Annotated in this window: 15 protein-coding genes; 6 read left to right on the top strand and 9 right to left on the bottom strand. The window is 71.4% G+C overall.

What is annotated here, in order from left to right; all coding sequences use genetic code 11:
* Nucleotides 1-44: 44 nt before the first annotated feature.
* Nucleotides 45-1,247: a lipopolysaccharide biosynthesis protein gene (locus HUT10_RS36875; protein WP_176175407.1), complete on the top strand. Its 1,203-nt coding sequence runs from the start codon at nt 45-47 to the stop codon at nt 1,245-1,247.
* A 230-nt stretch (nt 1,248-1,477) separates the two neighbouring features.
* Here HUT10_RS36875 and HUT10_RS36870 read toward each other — a convergent pair whose 3' ends face one another.
* Nucleotides 1,478-5,479 (bottom strand): alpha-(1->3)-arabinofuranosyltransferase, encoded by a 4,002-nt coding sequence (locus HUT10_RS36870; RefSeq protein ID WP_176175406.1) that lies wholly within the window; start codon nt 5,477-5,479, stop codon nt 1,478-1,480.
* A 134-nt stretch (nt 5,480-5,613) separates the two neighbouring features.
* On the opposite strand from HUT10_RS36870, the gene HUT10_RS36865 reads away from it, so the two are divergent.
* A complete protein-coding gene (locus HUT10_RS36865; protein WP_254897191.1) occupies nt 5,614-6,264 on the top strand; it encodes a class I SAM-dependent methyltransferase in 651 nt (216 codons plus the stop codon).
* Between the two features lie 292 nt (nt 6,265-6,556).
* Here HUT10_RS36865 and HUT10_RS36855 read toward each other — a convergent pair whose 3' ends face one another.
* On the bottom strand, nt 6,557-8,293 hold the full coding sequence (locus tag HUT10_RS36855) for a hypothetical protein (RefSeq protein ID WP_176175405.1): 1,737 nt from the start codon (nt 8,291-8,293) through the stop codon (nt 6,557-6,559).
* Between the two features lie 11 nt (nt 8,294-8,304).
* Nucleotides 8,305-9,885 (bottom strand): substrate-binding and VWA domain-containing protein, encoded by a 1,581-nt coding sequence (locus HUT10_RS36850; RefSeq protein ID WP_176175404.1) that lies wholly within the window; start codon nt 9,883-9,885, stop codon nt 8,305-8,307.
* 750 nt (nt 9,886-10,635) lie between these two features.
* Between HUT10_RS36850 and HUT10_RS51385 the strand changes: the two genes are divergently transcribed.
* A complete protein-coding gene (locus HUT10_RS51385; RefSeq protein WP_254897190.1) occupies nt 10,636-10,944 on the top strand; it encodes a hypothetical protein in 309 nt (102 codons plus the stop codon).
* A 3-nt stretch (nt 10,945-10,947) separates the two neighbouring features.
* Here the strand turns inward: HUT10_RS51385 and HUT10_RS36840 are convergent, their stop codons facing one another.
* A complete protein-coding gene (locus HUT10_RS36840) occupies nt 10,948-12,336 on the bottom strand; it encodes a PLP-dependent aminotransferase family protein (RefSeq protein WP_176175403.1) in 1,389 nt (462 codons plus the stop codon).
* A 47-nt stretch (nt 12,337-12,383) separates the two neighbouring features.
* Here HUT10_RS36840 and HUT10_RS36835 point away from each other — a divergent pair, with 47 nt between their 5' ends.
* Complete coding sequence (locus HUT10_RS36835; protein ID WP_176175402.1) at nt 12,384-12,842, top strand: carboxymuconolactone decarboxylase family protein; 459 nt, start codon at nt 12,384-12,386, stop codon at nt 12,840-12,842.
* Nucleotides 12,843-12,866: 24 nt separating this feature from the next.
* On the opposite strand, the gene HUT10_RS36830 is transcribed toward HUT10_RS36835, so the two are convergent.
* Nucleotides 12,867-14,975 carry an NACHT domain-containing NTPase gene (locus HUT10_RS36830; protein ID WP_176175401.1) on the bottom strand — a complete coding sequence of 703 codons (2,109 nt, stop codon included), beginning with the start codon at nt 14,973-14,975 and terminating at the stop codon, nt 12,867-12,869.
* A 194-nt stretch (nt 14,976-15,169) separates the two neighbouring features.
* The gene (locus tag HUT10_RS36825; protein ID WP_176175400.1) at nt 15,170-16,627 is read right to left on the bottom strand and encodes an MFS transporter; all 1,458 of its coding nucleotides are present in this window, start codon (nt 16,625-16,627) and stop codon (nt 15,170-15,172) included.
* A gap of 86 nt (nt 16,628-16,713) precedes the next feature.
* Between HUT10_RS36825 and HUT10_RS36820 the strand changes: the two genes are divergently transcribed.
* On the top strand, nt 16,714-17,088 hold the full coding sequence (locus HUT10_RS36820; protein WP_176175399.1) for a MarR family winged helix-turn-helix transcriptional regulator: 375 nt from the start codon (nt 16,714-16,716) through the stop codon (nt 17,086-17,088).
* Here the strand turns inward: HUT10_RS36820 and HUT10_RS36815 are convergent.
* The 3 genes from HUT10_RS36815 to HUT10_RS36805 form a co-directional block, all read right to left on the bottom strand.
* Complete coding sequence (locus HUT10_RS36815; protein ID WP_176175398.1) at nt 17,085-18,422, bottom strand: S1C family serine protease; 1,338 nt, start codon at nt 18,420-18,422, stop codon at nt 17,085-17,087. The two genes, HUT10_RS36820 and HUT10_RS36815, sit on opposite strands and share 4 nt — an antisense overlap.
* Before the next feature lie 237 nt (nt 18,423-18,659).
* Entirely contained in the window at nt 18,660-21,248 is a 2,589-nt protein-coding gene (locus HUT10_RS36810) for an exo 1,3/1,4-beta-D-glucan glucohydrolase (protein ID WP_176178212.1), read from the bottom strand.
* Between the two features lie 253 nt (nt 21,249-21,501).
* Entirely contained in the window at nt 21,502-21,984 is a 483-nt protein-coding gene (locus HUT10_RS36805; RefSeq protein ID WP_176175397.1) for a DUF2199 domain-containing protein, read from the bottom strand.
* Nucleotides 21,985-22,060: 76 nt separating this feature from the next.
* Here HUT10_RS36805 and HUT10_RS36800 point away from each other — a divergent pair, with 76 nt between their 5' ends.
* Entirely contained in the window at nt 22,061-23,293 is a 1,233-nt protein-coding gene (locus HUT10_RS36800) for a pentapeptide repeat-containing protein (protein WP_176175396.1), read from the top strand.

Raw genomic sequence — 23,293 nt, 5'->3', positions numbered from 1 at the left:
GTTATGGTCCCTGGTCACTACCCACCGGTAACGGGAGCCCGCCGTTGAGCGTAGACACCGAAGTCCCGGCCCGGACGGGCAACCGGGTCGCGGCGATCCTCGTCTCGCTCGCGCTCGCGGGCAACAACGCGGCCAGTTACGTGCTGAGCCTGGCGGCCGCGCGGATCCTCGCGCCCGGCGCGTTCGGGGAGCTCAGCTCGCTGCTGGCGGTGCTGGTGATCGGCGTCGTCCCGGCGATGGGGCTGCAGACGGTGGTGGCGCTGCGGGTGGCGCGCTCGCCGTCGCTGTCCCAGGGCTCGTTGTTCGCGCTCGGACTGGTGACGAGCGCGATCGTCGCGACGACGGCGTTGACGCTGAGCCCGCTGCTGGTCCTCCTGCTGCACCTGGGTTCGCTCGCGCCGGCGCTGCTGGTGACGGCCGCGCTCGGGCCGTTGACGCTGCTGGGCGTGTTCCACGGCCTGCTGCAAGGGAGTCACCGGTTCGCCGTGCTGTCCGGCCTGATCGCGCTGGAAGGGGCGGGCAAGGTCGGCGGTTCGCTGGTGGGGCTGGTGCTTTCGGGGTCACCGACGGGCGCGCTGGCCGGCGCGGCGATCGGTTCGCTGGCGGTGGTGGTGGCGGGTTGGCAGCTGTGCGGCCGCCCGCGTCCCCGCTGGGCCGACCGCCACGGCGGCGAGGTCTTCCACACGGCGCAGGCGATGCTGGCGCTGGTGCTGCTGGTCAACCTGGACCTGGTGCTGGCCCGGCACACGCTGCCGGCCGCGGAGGCGGGCGAGTACGCGCTGGGGGCGATCGTCACGAAGATCGCGTACTGGCTGCCGCAGGCGGTCGGGGTGCTGGTCCTGCCCCGGTTCGCGGTGTCCGACGACCGCCGCCGGACGCTCCCGGTGGCGCTGGCGGTGTGCGCTTGCCTGGACGCGGTGGTCCTGCTGGTCTCGCTGGTCATGGGGCCGTCGCTGCCGGCTCTGATCGGCGGCGCGCGGTACGCGGGCAGCACGATGCCGGTGTGGCCGTTCGCGCTGGCGGGCTCGATGCTGGCGCTGGTCCAGATCCTGCTCTACGCCCGCCTGGCCGACGGCGACCGCCGCGTGACGGTGTTGATGTGGGCGGCGGTCGCTCTGGAGGCCGCGTTGATCACGACGTGGCTGCACGGTTCACCCGCCCAGGTGGTCACCGCGGCGGTGGGCACGGCCGGCGCGTTGGCCGCGGCCGGCGCGTTCCTCGAGTTCCGCCCCCGCAAACCGGCCTGAGCAGCCCCCGTTTTCCACGCTACCCCCACCCACCGACATTTCCCGGCCTCCGAACACCCGTGCGCAGCCCCGTGACTCGCGTGATCAGGCCCGGCTCTCGCGTGATCCGAGCCGTGACTCGCGTGATTGAAGCCGGATCTCGCGAGTCACGGCTCCAATCACGCGAGTTACGGGCCTGATCACGTGGGTTCCGGCTGGGATCACGCGGGATCCGGCTCGGATCACGGGGGTTAGGGGCTGGGTTGGGTGGGGTTTTCCTTGCGGGTGAACCAGTCCACGCATGTTGCCACCATGGCCGCCGCGGCCAGGAGGAGTGCTCCCTGGGTGATCGGGCCGTACGCCCAGTCCTGGCCGTGGCCGAGGATGCGGCCCGTCACCGAGACCACCGCCGCCACGGCCATGCCGCCGAACGCCAGGAACCTCGGTGCGCGCTCGGAGAACTGGCGGGCCAGCAGGCACGCGATCAGCAGCACCACCGGCAGCATCCCGCCCAGCGCCACCAGCAACCCGACCAGCACCACCGGTGTCCAGGCGCCGCCCGGGGAGATCGTGAACCGGCGCCGCCGGGCCGGCCAGGCCACGCCGACCAGCAGCGCCAGCACGGCCGCCGCGCCGATCAGCAGGCTCAGGCGGTAGTGCGCGTCCGGGGTGAACGTCAGTGCCACCACCCCGCCCGCGCCGGCCGGGACGACCCACGCCTGCTGCCAGCCGTCGACCCGGGTGCGGGTCAGCTGCTGTCCGTCCAAAGTGGCCGTCCAGCCGGCGTTCGCGTTCTCCGGGACCGCCAGCACCGCCTCCTCGCCCGGCCCCACCGTCACCGACCGCGACGCCGCGCCCCAGTCACCCACCTGGACCGCGCGGCGCACCGGCGGCGACGTCGTCCCCGTCGGGCGCAGCCACAGGTCCTGGACCACGAACGACTCCGACCGGTCCGTCCGCAGCTCGTGCCCGCCTGCCGGCAGCACGATGCCGCCCTCCGAGTCGCGGCACATGCCCAGTGCCAGCGGCCGGTGCGCGGTGATGTCGGACAGCTTTCCCTGCACGGACGTCCGGTAGTCGAGCCCGTCCAGGTGGACGTTCGGCCCGGACCCGCACGGCACGGTGAACGCCGGATCCGGCGCCGGGAGCAGGCCGTCGCTGCCGGACAGCGTCAGGCTGCCGATGCCCACCACCGCGCGCGCCGCGGGATCGTCGTCGCCCGGCAGCACGACCTGCAGCTGGTCGGTGTCCAGCGGCTCGAAAGACGCGGAGCCGCTCGCGTCGAGCTCCACCGTCCGCGTCGCCGACCGGCCGACGAGCTGCACCTGCCGCGGCGCCCGTGCCCCGCTGGCCGGGGAAACCTCGATGCGCAGCCCCGAAATCCGCTTCGGCGACGCCCACCCGAGGGTCAGTGCCGGCCGCAGGTCGGTGACGTCGGGGCGCCACGTCGTCCCCGGATCGCCGTCCACGGCCGCGAACCCGGCCGCCGCCGGATCGCCGCCCAGCTGGGACGTCGACGCCACGGTGACCCCGGGCAGCGACACCGGGTTGCGCCCGCCACCGGCCGGCAGCACCGAGCCGCCGACCAGGTACGTCTGCTCGGCCGGCGTGCTGAACAACCGCCGGATCCCGTCGGGCTCCTCGCCGTCGCGGGCGGTCGCGGCGTCGCACCGGACGGCACCGGCGAGGGGCAGGCACGCGTACCGCGGCTGCGCGCCCCGCGTGAACGCGAACCCGGGCGCCGCCCCGGTCGGCAGGTCCGCCGGCACTTCCAGGGCTCGCTGCGGCTCGGTGCCGGGGATCTTCAGCTCGGCGATGCCGACGTTGCCGTCCTGCCGCCCGACCACCAGCGACAGCAGCGTGACCCGCACCGTCCGGGTCACGCCGGCGGCGACGGGGTACTCGTGCGGCCCGGCGCCGCGGATCACCTGCTGGTCGACCGAGCCGTTGTCGGTGGTGATCCGGATCCGGGTGGCGGGCCAGCCCACCCGCAGGTCGTCCACCATCTCCAGCTGGACGGAGTTCACCAGCCGCGGGGTGTCCAGCTCCACCTCGAGCCACTGGCCGATCGGCCCGGTGAACGACGACGAGTGCCACGCCGTGCGCGGGTCGCCGTCGATCGCGGCGAAGGGCTGGTACGAAGGATCGGAGCCACCGAAGGCGTCGGCGAACGACGCCGCCGTCGACGCCGTCACCGAGCGGATCCCCCGGTAGGCGGCGACGGTCTGGTGCTCCTGGCCTGGGAACGGCAGCAGGTCACCCGCCGCACGCTGCTGGCGGTAAGCCTCTCCGGCGGTGAGGGTCTGGCTGAGGTTGTCGCGGACGCCGCCGACGTTCCGCTCGGCGCGGCGCAGGCCGTCGGTCACCAGCCTCGGGCCGCTGGGCGAGCCGCCGTCGCCGGTGAGCACGGTCGGCGTCGCCGGGTCGAGCTGGCCCGAGTCGATCAGCGGCAGCAGGTTCTCCGGGCCGCCGCTCACCGTTGGGACGTCCTTTGTGGACGTGGCGGTGGCCAGGGGCACCGGCTGCCGCACCTCCCAGACTTCGAGGGGCCCGAACTCAGCCGCTTTGGCGATGCCCGGCGACCCGGCCAGCCCGGCACGCAGGGTCGCGATCGGCGGGGCGGCGGTGCGTTCGCGGTCGATGTCGTTGCGCAGCAGCAGGAACCGGTACCCGGACCGCGCGAGCAAGGGGGCCAGCCCCGGGTCGCCGCGGCCGTCGGCCAGTGCCGCGTCCACCGAGTCCATCAGCCGCGTGTTGCCTTCGGACCCCAGCGGCACCTGGTTGCGGACCGCCCACGGGCTCCGCGCGATCGCCTGCGCGGGCTCGTCGACCGTGCGGCCCCACTGGTATTCGCCGAACCCGGTGGCCGGCAGCAGCAGCGTCCGCGCGTTCGGGTCGGCCTTGGCGACGTAGCCCATCGCGTCGTACCAGTAGCCGGGCACCGCGTCCCACCCCGGGCCGGAGCGCAGGTTCAGCAGCCACGCCGGCGCGGCCACCACCAGCACCAGCAGCAGGCCGAGCGCGGGCCGCAGGAAGCGCCGCGGAGACCGAACCGGGCTCGAGATGCCGTGCACGAACGCCAGCATCAGCGGCAGCCGCAGCACCGGCTCGAACTTGTGGACGTTGCGCAGCGGGGCGAGCGGCCCGTCGAGCAGGTGCCGGACCTGCTCGGCCAGCGGGCTGTCGAGCGTGCCGACGTAACCGATGGTCAGCAGGGTCAGCCCGGTGACCACGCCGAGCACGAGGAACCGCCGGTCCGGCAGGCCGCGGCGGGTGAGCCCGAACAGGCCGACGCCGGCGACGAGCCCGGTGGCGAGCATCAGCACCGGGTTGTCGATCAGCGACCAGCCGCCCGGCCACCACGGCGTGCCCTGCACGACGTAGGCGACCCACTGGTTGGTGCCGCGCAGCACTTCGAACAGCGACATCGGCGCGGTCGTGTTCGTCGCGGACTCGATGTAGTCCAGGAACGGCAGGCTGTATTCGCCGAGCAGCAGCAGCGGCAGGATCCACCACAGGGTGGCGCCGACGACGAAGACGAACCACCACAGCACGAGTTCGACGTGCGCCCGCGTCCACCGGCGGGTCAGCAGCCACAGCCCGGGCAGGACCAGCGCCATCACGACCATCGCGCCGTTGACCCCGCCCATGCCGAGCACGGCCAGCGCGGACAGCCCGGCGGCCCGCCGCGGCGAGCCGATCGCGCCGGCCCGCACCAGCGGCACCAGCACCCACGGCAGCAGCACCGCGGGCAGCATTTCCGCGGACAGGCCGCCGATCTCGGTCAGCATGCGCGGCGCGAGCGCGTAGCCCAGCGCACCGATCAGCCGGGTGCGCTCGGTGCCGATCTTCATCGCCCGGGCGAGCAGCAGGGCCCCGCCGAACGCGGCCGACAGCAGGATCGCGCCCCACAGCCGTTGCGCGATCCACGCGGGCACGCCCACGGCCTGGCACAGCGCGAAGAACGGGCCCATCGGGAACAGGTAGCCGTACGCCTGGTTCTGCAGCTCCCCCGCGGTCGCCTCCGGGTTCCACAGGTGCAGGGCGCGCCCCAGGAAGGCGATCGGGTCGACGGCGAGGTCCAGTTTGGTGTCGAAGGTCGTCTTCCCCGGCATCTGCAGGAATGACAACGTGGTCAGCGCCAGCACGATCCAGGTACTGGGCCACCGGAAGAACGCGCCCACCGAGAACTTCCGGGCGCCGCTCGAGGGCGGGGCGTCGTCCCGGGACCGTTCGCGGGTGGCGGTTACCATCCGGTAGATACTAGGCGGAAACCTGGCTACGATGTGCCGACAGTTTTTGTGGAAGGCACAGTCCCGGACATTCAGGCAGGTGCGCCATCTCGTTCGAAGACGCCTGGGCTCTGGCCGAACCGGTCAAGGGCTGGATGACGCGCGCGCAGGGCGAAGCGCTGTGGAACGCCGCGTGCCGCTTGGAGAAGGGCGACGTCGTCCTGGAAATCGGCAGCCACCAGGGCCGATCCACGATCGTCCTCGGCGCGGCCGCCCGCACGGTGGGGGCCACGGTGATCGCGGTGGACCCCTTCGTGGACGGCCGGCTGTTCGGCGGATCCCCGACGCGGCAGCTGTTCGAGCGCAACATCCGCCGGGCCGGGCTGGACGACATCGTCGAGCTCGTCGCCGGTTACAGCACGGAATTGCGCCCTGACTGGGACCGGCCCATACAGCTGCTTTACATCGACGGCAAGCACGACTACTGGACCTACACCGACGACCTGCGCTGGTCGGCCCACCTGCCACCGGGCGCGGAAATCCTGGTCCACGACTGCTTTTCCTCGATCGGCGTCACGCTCGGCACGATCGCGAAGGTCCTCTTCGGACACCGCTACACCTACGTGGACCGGGCGACGTCGCTGGCCCGCTTCCGGCTGGCCCCACCGTCGGCCGGAGACCGGCTGCGCGTGCTGGCGCAGCTGCCGTGGTTCCTGCGCAACGTGGTGATCAAGGTGCTGCTGCGCCTGCGGTTGCGGCCGGTGGCCCGCCTGTTCGGCCACGACAGCCCGTACGACCCCTACTGAGGCCTTGCCGCGCGATCGCCGCCTCGGGAGGCAGCGATCGCGCGGCAGGCCCGTGGTCACCGCATGAAGCCGCCGGTCTGCACGTACCACTGACCGTCCGCGTAGCACTCGTACTCGTACGCGGCGCCGTAGCTCCACTGGTACTTCATGATCTGGCTGTCCCCCGCGCTGGCCGGCTGCGTGTGCTGGCGCAGCTGCCGTGGTTCCTGCGCAACGTGGTGATCAAGGTGCTGCTGCGCCTGCGGTTGCGGCCGGTGGCCCGCCTGCTCGGCCACGACAGCCCGTACGACCCCTACTGAGTCACCGGCTTCCCGATCTCGACCTTGGCAACGCACACCGGCGCGCCCGGGCTCGACAGCTGCACGCCGATGTGGTCGAACAGGCCGTCCACCGGCAGGTACAGCGAGTGCAGCCCCGGCTGGAACCACACCGGGGTCCGCTCGACCAGCCCTTCGCCACCGTCCGATGTGTAGTAGTCGAGCTTGAGCAGGTGCCTGCCCAGTACCGGGGTGTCCAGCGGGATCCGCACCAGCGTCTCGCCGATCGTGGTGCCGCAGTTCGGGACCGGGCCGGGCAGGCCGCGGGAAACCGGCTCCACGCCGGTGATCAGCCGCGGGGTGCCCGTCGCGTCGAGCTGGTGCATGCGGTTCGTCGGCTGGTCGAAGTGCGTGCCGGGCAGCAGGCCGGCCACCCGGGACGCGCGCGAGTCCGCCCCGAACCACTCGTGCACCACGTCGGACGGCACGAACGTGTCGTAGAAGACCAGTTCCGGGTCCTCGGCCACCGCCGCGCGCACGTTCCCCAGGTACTGCGCGGAATGCTCGAACCGCAGCGCCGGGGCGAGCCGGGCGAAACCCACCGCCGAACTGACGAGCAGCAGCACGCACAGGACCACGGCGATCGGCCGCTCCCGCCTGCCACCGGATGGCGCACCCGGCGACAGGAAAGCGAACGCCCCGCACAACGCCGCCACCAGCGCCAGGTCGGCGACGTACCGGGGGTCGTCACCCGCACCCGGGCCGACCTCGCGCAGCCGGGTCAGCGCGAGCAGGCCGACGTCCACCGCGAACACCGCGCCGAGCAGCGCCCAGGCACCCCACGCCCGCCGTCCGCCCGCCCGCACCCCGGCGACCACCACGGCCACCGCGGCCGCCAGCAGCGCGACGACCACCACGAACGGCGACGGTGCCCAGGTCGCGCCCGCGCCGGGACCGGACCACGGGCCGCCGGCCAGTCCCGGCAGGAGGGTATCCCCGAGCATCCGGCCGGTCAGGTCGGCGACCGTGCCCGCCGACATCGGCTGCGCACCCGCCCCGACCTGGCTCGACGTCACCACGAAGAAGACCGTCACGAACCCGGCCAGCAGCACCGCGTGCACCGCCCAGTAGCGCGCGTGCTCGCGCAGCGACCGTCCGAGCAGGACGGTCACCCCGGCCAGCAGCACCGGGATCACCGCGGCCTTCTCGTAGAACGCCAGGCCGAACAGCGTCCAGGCGAACGCGCCGAGCCACCAGCGCCCGCCGTCCTGCAGGAAGCGGACGTGCGCGTGCAGGGCGCCGGCGGTGGCCAGCACGACCGGGACCAGCTGGATCCCGTAGGACCACCACAGCGTCGGGACCAGCAGCAACGTCGACGCGGTGAACACGGTGAACGGCACCAGGATCGCCCACCGGCGGCCGAAGCAGCGCACCAGCAGGCACCAGAACAGCACCGTCGCGACGGCCCGCATGAGCAGCAGCGGCGCCATGAGCAGGCCGAAGTTCAGCGGCGCCCACCAGGTCAGCACGGCGGCGAGGAAGAACCCGCCGGGCTGCAGGTGCCCGTGGTAGTCCTGGAACAGGAAGCCGAGGTCGAACGGCCCGGCCGCGGCCGCCTGGTGCGTGACCACGAAGTCGTCCTGGGCGAGGCTGCCGTGCAGGGCCGCCCACGTGTGCAGCGCGAGCGGGACCAGCCCGGCCACGAACGCGGCGAAGACCAGCGCGGACGGTCTTCGGCTCACCCGTGGCGCGGGCTTTTCGATCTGCACCAACACGGGCGTCCTCACTTCTTGCAGGCGGGCGGCTGGCACATGAGCTTGCTCAGTGCCTGGTAGAACACGTCGGAGATCTTGCGCGGGTCCGGCGTGGTGAAGGACTCGCCGGAGGTCGCGGCCGAGATCTGCTTCAGCTCGCTCGAATCGATGTCCGGCCCGATGCCGATGCCGATCACCGGCAGCGGTTTCCGCGGGTCCTGCAGCCGGCCCAGCTCGGCGAGCAGCCCGGGCAGCCCGATCGAGTCGCTGTCCTCGTTGCGGCCGTCGGTGAGCACCACGACGACGTTGATCCGGCCGAGCTGCCAGCTCTGCCGGGCGTTCTGGTACGCGGCGAGGATCGAGTCGTACAGCCCGGTCGCGCCGCCGGGTTTCGGCTTGACCGCCTGCAGCGTCGCCACCCCGCCCGCGGCCAGCTGCTCGGCGATCGACCGCATCGGCAGCAGTTCCTTGTAGTCCTTGTCGCCGTCGAGCTTGGTCGAGAACAGCCAGAGGCCGATCTCGGTGGTCGGCTTGAACAGGCCGAGCCCCTGCGTCGCGGCTTCGAGCGTCAGCGCCATCCGGCTGCGGCCGGTGCCGGGCACGGTGGCGGCCATCGACCCGGACACGTCGAGCAGCACCTGGACGCGGGCGCTGAGGTTGGCCCCGGCCCAGGCCTGGAGCACGCCGTACATCGCCTCGGGCGCCGGCGGCCCGGCCGGGCGGGGCGCGGCGTTCGTGCGGGTGTCGCGCGGCCGGTCGCCGAGCAGCTGCCCGGACGGCGTCCGGAACCCGCCGTCCGCGAACGCCTTGGTGGCGGTCTGGTCGAGCAGCAGCCGCAGGAACCGTTCGGCCGCCGAGCGCGAGGCTTCCGAAGCCCGCGGCAGCACGACGTACGGGTAGTCGAAGCTGGGGACGCCGGCCGCCGGATAGGCGGCGACGAGCTTGCGGGCCAGCACCGACTGCTCCGACGCCGGCCACGCGGGGTACGGCTGCTTCACCGCCGAGAGCTTGCGGATCTCCTCGGTGAACGCCGCGGCCGGGTCGGGCGCGTCCTTCGTCAGCTGCTGCAGGCCGATCAGCGCGCCGATGGCGGCCGGGTCCCGGCCCGGGTCGGGCAGCCCGACCGGGCTCTGCGCGAGGACGTCCGCCCAGGACGGCGACTTCCCCGGCCAGCCGGCCCGCTTCGCGACGTCTTCGGTGAGCGCCAGCACGACCGGCGAGCTCGCCACCGGCTGGCCGGACTCGGGGAGGTTCCACGCGCCGCCGTCGCGGGCCTGCAGCAGCCAGGTGCTCGACTCCGGCACCCAGACGTCCGGGCCGTTCGCACCGTTGGCCTCGAGGGCCGTCGCGGTGGCCGTCGACGGGCTGGCCGTGACCTCGACGGAGTAGCAGTCCCGCTCCGGCACGGTCCGGGCGAGCCCGGTCAGCACCGGCGCGATGTCCGGCGCGGCCGTGACGCGCACCGGCGTCGTGGTGTCGCAGCCGCCACCGGCCAGCCGGTCCTTCAGGTAGTCGAACCCGGCCCAGGCGAGCAGCGCGACCACCAGCAGCGCGCTCAGGACGACGACCCGCGCGTCGATCCGCCGGGCCCGCGCCGGGTGTGCCGCCATGCACGTCCTTCCCTCGTGAGGTGCTGGCAGCTTGCCAGCCGGGTGACCGGGAAGCCAGTACCGGAAGCGGAACGTCACCACGGGTGCGTGAGCGGCCGGTGAAGGAATGGCGCACTGCGGCCGTTTTGGTGATTCTCCGTGCCGCCTCGCGTTTCGTGCTTGACGAACACCCCACGCGGGTAATTGCACGATGGCGGATCGTGGAAGCGATTTCGCCGTCTCCTGGCGGTGATACGGCAACCGAACGGAGGCCGAGCCAGTGCGCACGATGTACGACGCGGTCACGGCCGCGAACATCCCCGGCGACGCCCGGATGGTCGCCGGCTACATAGACCGGATCAAGCTGCCGCCCTGGACACCCGCCGACTGGGCGCGGTTCCCGAACGCGGTCAAGGTCACCATCGTCAAGAAGGCGGCGACGAACGACGGGCACGTCCTCGACGTCGAACCCGGCGACGCCAGCCCGGCCGAGGCGCCGGGCTGGGTCCGGATGCGGCGCGCGGCGGGCGCGGACCCGACGGTCTACTGCAACCTCTCGACCTGGCCGTCGGTGCGGTCGGCGTTCTCCTCCGCCGGTGTCGCGGAGCCGCACTACTGGATCGCCCAGTACAACGGCGATCCGGCCATCCCCGCCGGTGCGGTCGCCAAGCAGTACCGCGGGAACGTGGCCCCCGGCTACGACCTTTCGTCCGTCGCCGATTACTGGCCGGGGTGGACGGAACCGCCACCGGCCCGACTGGAGTGGAAATCATGGAGCGCATCACCGTCACCCCGCCGAACGCCGCGGAGAACGCGGTGCGGGTGTTCCTGTCCGGCAGCACCGGCGCGGCGGTCATCATCCGCCCGCGGCTCGGCGGCGACGGCTTTGCGAAGCCGATGTGGGTGGGCGACATCTTCGCCTGGGGCAGCGATCACCAGGGCATCGGCCACAACCCGACCCAGACGGGCGGCTACAACTCGAAGCTCACGTCCCACCGGCGGTACGAGCTGCCGGGCGCGGTGTGGGCCGACATCAACTACAGCGCGGCCGAGCCGTTCGACATCGACATCGTCGGTTAGGTCTCACGCCGGCGGCAGCGCGCGGCACAGGGCGTCGAGCGCCGCCGGGTAGGCGTGCTCGGGCGGGGTCGCGTACCCGACCACCAGGCCGTCCATTGTGGACATCGTGCTGTCCGGGTGGCGGAAGGCGGCCAGGCCGTCCAGCGCCAGTCCCTGCCACGCCGCGGCCTTCAGCGCCGTGCTTTCGGTGCCCGGCGGGAGGCGGAGCACCGCGTGCAGGCCGGCGGCGATCCCGGTCGGCGTCACGTGCGGGGCCCGCTCGGCGAGCGTCGTCACCAACTGGTCGCGCCGGCGGCGGTAGCGCTGGCGCATCCGGCGGATGTGCCGGTCGTAGGCGCCCGAGGTCAGGAACTCGGCCAGGGTCAGCTGGTCGAGGGCGCTCGCCCACGCCTCGCGCTCGCCCTTCGCCGCGAGCACCGGCTCGACCAGGTGCTCCGGCAGCACCAGCCAGCCCAGGCGCAGCGCGGGCGACAGGCTCTTGCTCACCGAACCGAGGTAGACGACGTGCTCGGGGTCGAGGCCCTGCACCGCGCCGACCGGCTTGCGGTCGTAGCGGAACTCGCCGTCGTAGTCGTCTTCGAGGAGGACACCGCCGGCCGCCCGGACGTGCCCGACGACCGCGGTGCGGCGGTCGTGGTGCAGCGGCCCGCCGGTCGGGAACTGGTGGGCGGGGGTCAGCAGCACGGCCGGGACGTCGAGGTCCTCGACGCGCGCGCCGCGTTCGTCCAGGTCCAGCGGGATCGTCGGCACGACGGCGGCGGCGAAGATCGAGCGGTGGAAGGCGAGGCCGTAGGCCTCGACGGCGAGAGGCCCGCGCAGCACGGCCGGGAACAGCAGCCGCAGGGCGTGCGCGACCCCGGAGCACACCACGATCCGCTCCGGCGCCGTCCGCACGCCCCGCGCCCGCGCGAGGTACTGGGCGAGGGCGTCCCGCAGTTCCGGGCGGCCACGCGGATCACCGGGCCCGAAGGCGTCGTGCGGAGCCACGGCCAGCGCCCGGCGCGCGGCGGCGAGCCATTCGCTGCGCGGGAACGAGGTCGCGTCCGGCTGTCCCTGCCGGAGGTTGTACGCCGGTTTGGCCGGACCCGGCGCCTTTTTCGGGGTCCGGACCGGGCGCAGCGGCTCGGCGCGCTCCGCGACCCGGGTGCCGGAGCCCTGGACGGCGGTGAGCCAGCCCTCGGCGACCAGCTCGGCGTAGGCGTCGGCGACGGTGTTGCGAGCCAGCCCCAGGTCGGCGGCCAGCGACCGGTAGGGCGGCAGCCGGGTGCCCGGCGCGAGCCGTCCACCCCGGACGGCGTCCCGCAGCGCGGTGATGAGCGCGGCCCGCTTGCCGCCGGGTTTCGTCAGCTCGAGGTGCAGGTCGACACCCGAATTGACCCAGTCTTCCGCCACGGAATTGCACCCTACACGCGGGTCAAAATGGTCCTAGATTTCTGGTCATGACGCATTCCCGCCTCAACTTCGCCAAGACCGCCCCGAAGGCCTTCAAGGCCCTGATCGGCTTCGACGCCGCCGCCCGCGCCGGGCTCGACCCCGCGCTGGTCGAGCTGGTCCAGATCCGCGCGTCGCAGCTCAACCGCTGCGCGTACTGCCTGCACATGCACACATCGGACGCCCGCAAGGCCGGGGAGAGCGAGGAGCGGCTGCACATGGTCGCGGTGTGGCGCGAGGCAGGCCGCTTCTTCAGCGCGAAGGAGCGGGCGGCACTGGCGCTGACCGAAGCCGTCACCCGGGTCTCGGCCGGCGTCCCCGACGACGTCTACGCGGGGGCGCTCGAGGAGTTCGGCGAGGAGGAGCTGGCTCAGCTGCTCGCGCTGATCTTCACGATCAACACGTGGAACCGCATCGCCATCGCGACGGCGAAGGTGCCGGGCACGGACGAGCGGGTGGCCCGGTGACGCACTTGGTGCTGCTCTCGTCCACTAGGTGCTGTCCCGCGACGGGTATCGCTCAGCCCACCAGTCGCGGTACAGCCGGTGGACGAACTGGTAGTCCTTACCGGTCCGGCGGAGCAGGATCCGGTCGTCGGCCCAGGCGAGGAAGCGGCCCAGATCGGCTGGCAGTGCACCGGTCCGGGCCAGGTGCCGGTACACGAGCGGGGCGGTGAAGGTGTCGCTGACGGCGTACTGCGCGGCGAGGATCAGCCCGCCGGCTGCGCCGAAGACGACCGCCAGGGTGAGCCCGAAGACGAGATGCCACGGCCAGAGGTCACCGCCGAAGAACGCGAAGGCGCCGAGGGCGCCGAGCACGTGTCCGACGATGACACCGGCACCCCCTGCGGCAGGCCCGGCGACGAGCACGGCGAGCACGGCCGTCGCACGCGGGCCGAGCCATCGGCTCGCGCCGCGGATCGCGTCCTGGGTGAGTTCCGCGACCACGGTGGACAACCCGCCCACCCACGAAGATGCGCTCAGTGCGACCACCGTGGTCAGCATCAGGCCCATGAACACACCGGTGAAGACGGTTCCGAACCAGCCCAGTGCGTCCGAGTCGATCACCACGCGGATGAACACGATCGCAATCAGCGCGCCGATGGCCGCCAGCCCGAGAGCCACTGCCCAACCGGCCCGCTCCCGGCGGGAATCCTCTCCTGATGTCTGCTGGTTGAACTCGTAGCTGCGCTCGCCGGTGAACCAGTTCGGTACGTCCGCCCGGATCCACGCGGTCGCGCCGGTCAGTACGGCGACGAACGGGGCGGCCGGCCACGGCCCGATCACCCACGTGGTCACGCCGGCAAGCAGGGCGATGGGCAGCCCCGCCAGGAGGAGCAGCCGTGGCAGCCGGCTCCATGGCACAGCGTCCTCGTCGACCCAGCCGGCGTGGATCCTGGCCGGCAGTTCCGGGCCGACGGCGATCGCGCCGACCTTCATCATGCCCCGGGCCAGTGTGGCGATCCAGCGCCGCGCCACGGCTTCGTCGTAGGCCGTCGTGTCGGCGAGTACGGCCCGCGAGCGCTCCAGCATACGTTGTGTGTAGGCGGCGAAAAGGCTGTCGAGCCCAGTGAACACCGTGACTTCCCGGCCCTGGTAGGCCAACGCCGCGATGGTGAGCGTCAGCGGGGTGCGCACCAGGTCACGCAGGCTCTTGTCGTCGTCCAGCACGGCGCGCAACCCGTCCAGTTCCGGGCCGAGTTCCGCCAGCCATGCGTCCGCCGCCTCCGGCGTCAGCGGCTCGATCAGCACCGCTCCGGCGAGCTTGAGCCGGGTCTCGATGTCGTCGTAGTCCTGTACCCGGCAGGTCACCGCGATCGAGGTGCCCGGCCGCGTTTCGCGAAAGCGGTTGAGCGCCGTCACGCACTTGGGCGCCCGCCCCGCCGGTACCTCGTCGAGACCGTCGAGCAGCAACGACACCATGCCGCTCTCGACCGCGTACCGGCCCTCGGCCGGAGACACGCTGTAGAACCGCCGCAGCTCGTTCACGACCCAGGTTTCAAAGGGAATGTCGTCCTTCGAAGGCCACGAGGACAGGTGGAGTACCACGGGGATCTGCGTCACCGGGTCCTTCTCGGCACGCACCAGCAAGTCCCGGGCGAGTTCCAGGAGCATGGTGGACTTGCCCGCGCCGGGCGCGCCCAGGATCAGCAGCTGCTCGCCGTACCGGCCGTAGACGTCGACCGGCGGTGTCCCGGCCGGCAGCACGTCGTCGTGCCCGGGCAGGAGCAGGTGCACCGGGTGGGTCACCTTGGTTTGCCGGGGCTGCAGGCTCAGCTCGAGACGCAGCACCTCGCCGAGTGAGCGGGTCAGCACACCGTCGACCCAGATCCAGCGGGTCCCGTGCAGAAGCCGGTCCCGCAACCGGGCCGACTCGGCTTGGGACAGGTCGGCGCGACCGGCGAGCGTGGCGCGGATGTCCCACACCGCATAGGCGCAGGCGGCGAGGAAAGCCACCAGAACGGCCCACCACGGGTAGCGCTGGATCAGACGCAACGGGCCGGGAAACGTCACGTTGGTGGCGGCGTTGACGGCGATCGCGGTGATCACCGGGATCAAGGCGAGACCGATCAAGGTGCGCAGGACGAGCCGACCGCTCACCAGATCTCCCCACGGACGCCGATTTCCGCCCGGTTCCCTGGAGCGGCGGTGGCGATGTGACTGGGCCACGCGAATTCTGGATTGGGGAGAAAAAGGCGTCAATCACCCGAAAGGGCATGACCGGCGGATTTCGGCACCACGCATACGCGGAAGGACCACCATCCCCCGCGATGGTGGTCCTTCCGCGTTCCCCCTCAGTCGGCGAGGGCCAGCAGGTCCTCCGCCACGACCGGCTCCTCCGCCTGCCGCTTCCGGGCGAGCAGCCCGGTGGTTGCGATCAGCAGTCCCAGCACCGCGATCCCGGTGACCACGCTCAACGCCGGCGTCAACCCGGTCAGCAGCGCCGCCGGTGAGGCCTCGCGGCCGCCGTTGGCCGTCAGCACCGCCGTCACCACCGCCAGGCCGATGGCGCCGCCCACCTGCAGGGACGTGTTCAGCAGGCCGCCCGCCAGGCCCTGCTCGTCGTCGGCGATGCCGGCCGTGGCCTGGATGTTGAGCGACGAGAACGCCAGCGTGAAGCCGATGCCCAGCAGGATCATGCTCGGCAGCACCGAACCCGCGTACCCCGAGTGCTCGTCGATGCGCAGGAACAGCGCGTAGCCGATGACGTGCGAGACCACGCCCGCGAAGATCGTGCGGGGTGTGCCGATGCGGTCGATCAGCGGCTCGATGCGCGGGGAGCCGAACGCCACGATCAGCGCCGCCGGCAGGAAGCCCAGCGCCGTCTGCAACGCCGACCAGCCCAGTACCCGCTGCAGGTACAGCATCACCACGAACTGGAAGCCGATGTACGCGCCGAAGAACAGCGCGCCGCCGAGGTTGGCCCTGGCCAGCGGGCCCGAGCGCAGGATGCCCAGGCGCAGCAACGGGTGGCGGCTGCGCTTCTCGATCACCACGAACGTCACCAGCAGCGCCAGCGCGACGGCGAACGTGATCAGCGTGCGCGGGGCCGCCCAGCCGATCTCCGGGGCCTCGACCACGCCGAACACCAGCAGCAGCGAGCCCGCCGCGCCGGTGATGGCGCCCGGGAAGTCGTAGCCGCGGCCGGTTTCGGCGCGGTACGACGGGATCAGCTTCCACGCCGCCACCAGCGCGACCAGCGCGATCGGGGCGGGCAGCAGGAACGTCCAGCGCCAGCCGACCTCGGTCAGCAGGCCGGAGAACACCAGGCCGGCCGAGTAGCCGCTCGCGCCGAACACGGCGAAGATGCTGATCGCCTTGTTGCGGGCCGGGCCTTCTTGGAACGTCGTGGTGATGATGGACAGCGCGGCCGGCGCGGTGAACGCCGCCGCCAGCCCCTTGATGAAGCGGCTCGCGATGAGCAGCGCGCCGTCGTCGACGAGGCCGCCGAGCAGCGAAGCCAGCGCGAACACGGCGACCGCGACGAGGAACACCCGGCGGCGGCCGAGCAGGTCGGCCGTGCGGCCACCGAGCAGCAGCAGGCCGCCGTAGCCGAGGACGTAGCCGCTGACGACCCATTGCAGCGCGTTGGTGGACAGGCCGAGGTCGGCCTGGATGGCCGGGAGCGCGACCCCGACCATCGACACGTCGAGCGCGTCGAGGCCGATGACGATCGAAACGGTGAGCAGGACACCCCAGAGACGTGCGTCCCACCGCGTTGACGTGGTGGACAAGGACACGGAAGAGCTCATGGCGGCGACATTACATGCACGCGCATCTAATGTCCAAGCATTTAATGCGCTTGCATCTGATGTCCGCGCATGCTAGGTTGGTCGCCGTGAGCGACGTCGCCGAGAAGGAACTGGTCCGGGAGTGGCATGACCTGCTGGCCCGCTACTCGGCCGTGTTCAGCACGCTCGAGTGCCGGCTGCAGGAGCGCCACGGCATCGGCGCGAACGAGTTCGAAGCTCTCGAGCGGCTCGCGACCTGCGACTTCAAGTGCCGGTCGGCCGACCTGATCAGCACCATCCACCTGAGCCAGAGCGCCACGTCCCGGCTGGTCGCCCGCCTGGAGAAGGAGGGCCTGGTCGAGCGCGCCCTGTGCGAGGTCGACCGGCGCGGCATCTTCGTGACGATCACCGAAGCGGGCCGGGAGAAGTACCTCGCGGCGAAGCAGACCCACCGCGAAGTGCTCCGCGAAACGCTGCGCTAACCCACGGGCCCTTCGATGGCCTTGACCTGCACCTGCTGCTGACCACCGCCCGCCCCGGTCACCGTCAGGGTCAGGTTGTCGCCAGGGTGATGGGTGTCCATCACCGTCGTCAACGCCGTCGCCGAGCCGGTCGGCTTGCCGTCGATGGCGGTGATCACGTCACCGGCCGCGAGGCCCGCCCGCTGCGCCGGACCCCGCTGGACCACCTCGCGGACCCGGGCGCCGCCCTGGCCGTCGGTCACGGAGACGCCGATGAACGCCGTCTTGCCGATGTGGATCTTGTCCGACGCCTGGCCCGCGACAATCCGGTGCGCGATGTCGACGGCCTGGTTGATCGGGATCGCGAAGCCCTGTCCGGCGCCGCCGCTGCGCCGCCCGTTCAGCTGGTACCCGGTCGACGCGGCCGTGTTGACGCCGATGACCTGGGCGTCGGCGTTCACGAGCGGGCCGCCGGAGTCACCGGACTCGATGTTCGCCCGGACCTGGATCAGCCCGGTGAGCTGCTCGGACGAGCCGCTGGACTCGTCGGAGGCGGTGATCGACTGGTCCAGCGCCGTCACCGTGCCCGGCGCGGGCACCGGGTCGCCACCGCGGCCGCCGGCGTTGCCCAGGCCGAGGATCTGGTCGCCGACCTTGGTCGTGGACGAGTCGCCGATGCTCGCGGTGGGCAGCCCGGACGCGTCCTGCAGCTGCAGGACCGCCACGTCCTCGGTGCGGTCGTAGCCCACCACTTCCGCCTCGTAGGTGTCACCGGTGCCGATGCTGGTGACCTTGATGCTGGTCGCGCCGGCCACGACGTGGTTGTTGGTCAGCACCTCGCCGTCGGGGGTGAGCACGATGCCGGTGCCCGCCGCGGCCGCGCCCTGCAGCCCGAGTTCGGTGTTGATGTTCACGATGGCCGGGTTGACCTTGGCCGAGACCGCATCGACGTCCAGCGCCGTCTTGGTCACGCTGGGCTGCCCGGAGAAGCCGAAGTTCTGGTTGCCCGCGGTGGGGGCGCCCGGACCGGAGATCAGGTGCCCGATCCCGAGCCCGGCGACCACGGCCAGCGCGATCGCGACGACCGCGACGGTCAGCGCGCGCAGCGGGTGCCGCCGCGGGGGCGGCTGGTAGGCGGGCTGCGGGTAGGCGTAGCTGGGCTGCGGGTACGGGCGTCCCCACTGGTCACGGGGCTGGTCGTACTGCGGGTGTCCGTAATACCCCTGCCCCTGGGGCTGCTGGTAGGGCTCCTGCGGATAGCCGTTCTGGCCGTAGTAGTCGGACGAGGACCCGCCCTGGCCGTAGCCGTACGGGTACTCGCCGCCGCCTTGCGGTCCTCGGTCGTACTCGTTCATGCACAGCCCGGGCCCGGACGACGTCACCCAGCACGGTGAGCGGCAGCTTCCCACCGCCCAGCACGACGCGATCGGGGTCGGGCAGTTCGTGGTCGTGGCCGGAGATGCCGTCGAAGGTCGCTTCGAGCGCGGAGGTCGAGCTGTTCGCCAGCGACGGTGTGCGCTCCGGCCGTCATCCGTCGATGGATTCCGGAAACGAACCGGGCCGGGAGCGGAGCGCTCCCGGCCCGGTCGCCGTCAGGTCAAGCTCGAACAAGGTCTCGCATCAGGATCCTTCGCCCCCTGCGGCACCCAGCGCACGTTCGCGAACGACGCCTGGAACGTGCCGTCCGTGTACACCAGGAACGGCGTGTTGATGTGCTCGAAGTCCAGCCCGTTGTCGAAGCAGGACACCGGGATCTTCACCGTCGTCTTCGGGCCGCCCGCCAGGTCGGTGAACAGCTTCGTCGCGTTCACCTCGCTGAAGCACGGGTACACGCAGTGCATGCTGATCACCGTGCGGTTGGCCGGTGCCTGCTGGACGATCGTGTCGAACTCCAGGGCCGCGTTGGCGTTCAGGTAGCTGCGCAGGTCGTTCGTGCCCGCCGTGTTCTGCATGTACAGCTGGGCCGCTCCGGCGCCCGTCCAGGTCGCCTTCAGGCCGTCGCCCTGGACGTTGACGTCCGTCGGGACGACGTTGATCTCGGTGTGGGACGCCGTGCCGTCCGGGCCGATCACCGTGCCGCCCCAGTTCTCCGCCGAGCCGATCTGGCTGGTGTACGGCGGGACGTCGGTGCGGTCGAAGATCGACAGGTCCTCGGTCGCGGTCCCGCCGCCGCCGGTCGCCCCGCAGGACGCCGGGCCGGACGTCTCGTCCAGCTGGCCGACCGTGACGCGCTGGCCGCTCTTCAGGCCGTAGCCCAGCTTGAACAGCGGGTCGTAGTCCGGCGACCACGGGTTGAGCGGCGACTGGCACGCGCTCTTCGGCCACGAGTACGACAGCGTGCCCTGGTAGCCCGTGCCGTCCTTGCCCTTGACCAGCATGTCCGCCACGCCGCCGCCCTCGGTGCCCGGCAGCCACGCGGCCACGAACGCGTCGGAGCGGTTGATCTCCTTGTTCATGTACAGCGGTCGGCCGCCGACGTACACGGTGACGACCGGAGTGCCCTTGCCGCTGACCTTGTCCAGCACGGCCAGGTCCTCGGGGTAGAGCCGCGCCGCTTCGAGGCTCTTGCGGGTCAGGTCGCCGACGCCCTCGGCGTACGGCGTCTCGCCGATGACCGCGATGACCGCGTCGAAGCCCTTCGGGTCGACGTTGCCGGTGGCGTCGAAGGTGACGTTGGCGTCGCCGAGGTTCTGCTTGATGCCGGTCAGGATCGACGTGGCGTTCGGGAAGTCGGCGTTGGTGTTGCCGGTGCCCTGCCAGCTCAGCGTCCAGCCGCCGGTCTGGTTCTGGATGTTGTCGGCGCTCTTGCCGACGACCAGGACCTTCGACGACGGCTTCAGCGGCAGCACGTTGCCGTTGTTCTTCAGCAGCGTCTGCGACTCGCGGACGGCGTCACGGGCCAGCCAGTTGTCCTTCAGCGCCTCGTCGGAGTTGGCGTAGGAGCGGTCGGACGGCTTCTGTGACTCGAACAGGCCGTCACGCAGCTTGACGCGCAGGATCCGGGTGACGGCGTCGTCGATCCGCGACATCGGGATCTGGCCGCTCTGCACCTGGGCGACGGTGTTGGTGATGAACGCCTTCCAGTCGTTCGGCACCATCACGATGTCGATGCCGGCGTTGATCGCCTGCGGGCACGAGGAGTTCGTGCAGCCGGTGACCTGGCCGATGCCGTTCCAGTCGGACACGACCAGGCCGTCGAAGCCGATCTTGCCCTTGAGGATCTGGTTCAGCGCCTTGTCGCTGCCGTGCAGCTTGCCCTCGTTGATGCCGAGGTCGGCGTTGGTCCAGCTGTTGAACGACACCATCACGGTCTGCGAGCCGGCGGCGAGCGCGCCGTAGTAGCCCTGGCCGTGGATGTTGATCATGTCCGCCTCTGACGAGGGGTTGACGCCCTGGTCCTGGCCCTTGAGCGTGCCGCCGTCACCGATGAAGTGCTTGGCGGTGGCGATCACGCCGTTGTAGCCGATGCGCTTGGTGGCGCCGTCCTGGAGGCCGTTGATGGCTTCGAAGCCGTACGCGCGGGTGATGCGCGGGTCCTCGGAGAAGCCCTCGTAGGTGCGGCCCCAGCGGTCGTCCTGGACGACGGCGAGGGTGGGCGAGAACGCCCAGTCCTGGCCGGTGGCGCGGATCTGCCGGGCGGTGGCGCCGGCGACGTCGCGGACCAGGCACGGGTCGTGCGCGGCGCCGAGGCCGATGTTGTGCGGGAAGACGGTGGCGCCGTAGACGTTGTTGTTGCCGTGCACGGCGTCGATGCCCCAGATGACGGGGATCTTCGTCCGACTGGTCTTCGACGCGTTCCAGTAGGAGTCGGCGAGGTTCAGCCAGTCCTGCTGGGTGGCGTGCTTGTTGCCGGCGGGCCACGAGCCACCGCCGTTGAGGACCGAGCCGATGGCGTACTGGCGGACCTCGTCGGGCGTGATCGCGGCGATCTCGGGCTGCGTCATCTGCCCGACTTTTTCCTCCAGGGTCATGCCCTTGAGGATCTCGGCGATCCGCTGCTCGTCGCCGGCCTTCCCCTTGAGCCTGCTGTCGACCTTCGGCCAGTCCGCGAGGGTCGGCAGGCTCTTCTCGATCTTGGCGCAGCCGTCCTTGTCCTTGGCGGGCTGGCCGATGACGGGTTGGGGGGTTTCCGCCTGGGCGGGGGTGGCCTGTGCTGCGGCACCCAGGAGGCTGAGACTCAGCAGCGTGACGAGCGAACTTCGGCGCGCACGAGCCCACGCGCGGGATCTTCTGGCCATGGTCTGGTCCATTCTGCGATGAACGGCGAACCGGCCGATCCTCACCGGGCGACGGGGACGGCGTCAATAGGTTTCGAGCTAGTTATTTCTCGACATAAAATAAGAGTCGTCCAGCGAGCGGGTGACGTGCTGTTCTGTCTAGCTCTTGCGCTGACCTGCGGCAAGGGTGCTTACGGGCAGGGGTGTTGCCCGTTCGTCAGGGGTGCTGCAGCAGCTCGGCGATCGCCTGCACGCGGATGAGCGTGATCCCGTCCCGCTGCTCGACGGCGAGCGGGTGCCCGGTCGGCTCGACCTCGATCACCGGCCGCTCACCGGGTGGCCGGGTGTGCAGGTTGGTCTTGAGGTTCAGGGTGCCGGGCTCGTAGCCGGGCAGCCCGGTGGCCAGCCACCCGAAGTACGGCGGCTCGGCGGCGCGGTCCGGGCTGTCCCAGAGGTCTTCGGCGCGGAAGAAGTTGTCCTTGCTGACCGAGACCCAGACGCCCCACTCGAAGTCCTCTTCGGCGTCGAGGACCGGGAGGACGATGCGGCCGCGGAGGAAGTAGTGCTGCCCGCCGATGACGCAGCGTTCGGGCTCGAGGACGTCGCCTTCGGCGTCCTGCCAGAAGTCCGGGGCGGGGGCGCCGTAGGCGAACGGCAGTTCCGGGTGGTGCTCGCCGCAGCAGGTGCAGGTGTAACCCATGTGCGCAGCGTAGGGGGCCCGGAGGCCGACCGGGTGAACTTTCCGAGGGTGCTGCCGGAACTGCGATCCTGGATGGATGGGGGATGGTCAGCGGGCGAACCGGCTGCTTTCGAACCGGACGATCGCCGTCTCGGCGGTAGTGCTGGTCCTCATCGCCACGGCGGCGTGCTGGGTGCTCCTGTCGCTCTACGGCCAGGGCACCGACGCCGACAAGGCCCGGCTGGAAAGCGTCCGGACCGTGGGGACGATCGTGCTGGGCGCTGGCGGCTTCATCGCCTTGCTGCTGGCCGCTCGGCGGCAGCAGACGGCGGAGCACGACCTGGCCACGAAACGCCACGACCTCCAGCTGCGTGAGCAGGCCAACGAGGATGCCCGGCACGATGCCGCCGAACGGCGGATCAGCGACCTCTACCTCAAGGCCGTCGAGCAGCTCGGCGCCGAGAAGGTGCCGGTCCGCCTGGCCGGGCTCTACGCGCTGGAGCGGCTGGCGCAGGACAACCCGGCGCACAGGCAGACCATGGTGAACGTGGTCAGTGCCTACCTGCGCATGCCATACGACCCGCCGGGTGACCACGCCGACCGGGAACGGCATCGCGCCTGCCTGGAGGAAAGGGAGGTACGGATGACCGCTCAGCAGATCCTGACCGGCCACCTGGCGCCTGCGGGGCCGGACCGGGCCCGGTTTTGGCCGGATCTCGATCTCGATCTCCGCGGCGCCGTCCTGATCGACCTGAAGTTCCACGACTGTTCGTTGCGGAACGCGAACTTCGCGCAGGCCAGGTTCGTCGGGCAGACCTCCCTGCTGGGCATCAAGTTCCGGGGCGGCACGAGGTTCGACGATGCGGTCTTCGAAGGTGAAGCCTGGTTCGCCGAGGCGGAGTTCTCGGACAGTACCCGGTTCGACGGTGTCACGTTCCTGGCCGACGCGAGGTTCGACGAAGCCGTCTTCTTCGGCGCGACGGTGTTCCGCCGCGCCCGTTTCCGGCGGGACGCGCGGTTCGAGAAGACCCGGTTCGCCGGCAAGGTCATCTTCAGCGAGGCCGTGTTCGGCGGCCGGGCCGACTTCGCGCGGGCGGCCTTCCAGGACGCGGCCTACCTGCCCGGGGTGGACTTCGGGCGCGACGCCCGGTTTGTGGAGGTCACCTTCGCCAGGGACGGGTGGTTCATCAACGTCCAGTTCGGCGGGGACACCGACTTCAAGGAGGTGACGTTCAGTGAGGACGTCCGGTTCGTGGGCTGCACCCTGGATGGCCTCCCGTATGCCCCGCCGGAATGGGAGCCGCGGCCGGAGTACGAGGACTTCGACTGA

The organism is Amycolatopsis sp. Hca4 (genome assembly GCF_013364075.1).
GTDB lineage: Bacteria > Actinomycetota > Actinomycetes > Mycobacteriales > Pseudonocardiaceae > Amycolatopsis.
The sequence above is the reverse complement of the archived record's forward strand: the minus strand, read 5'-3'. Positions and strand labels throughout refer to the sequence as shown.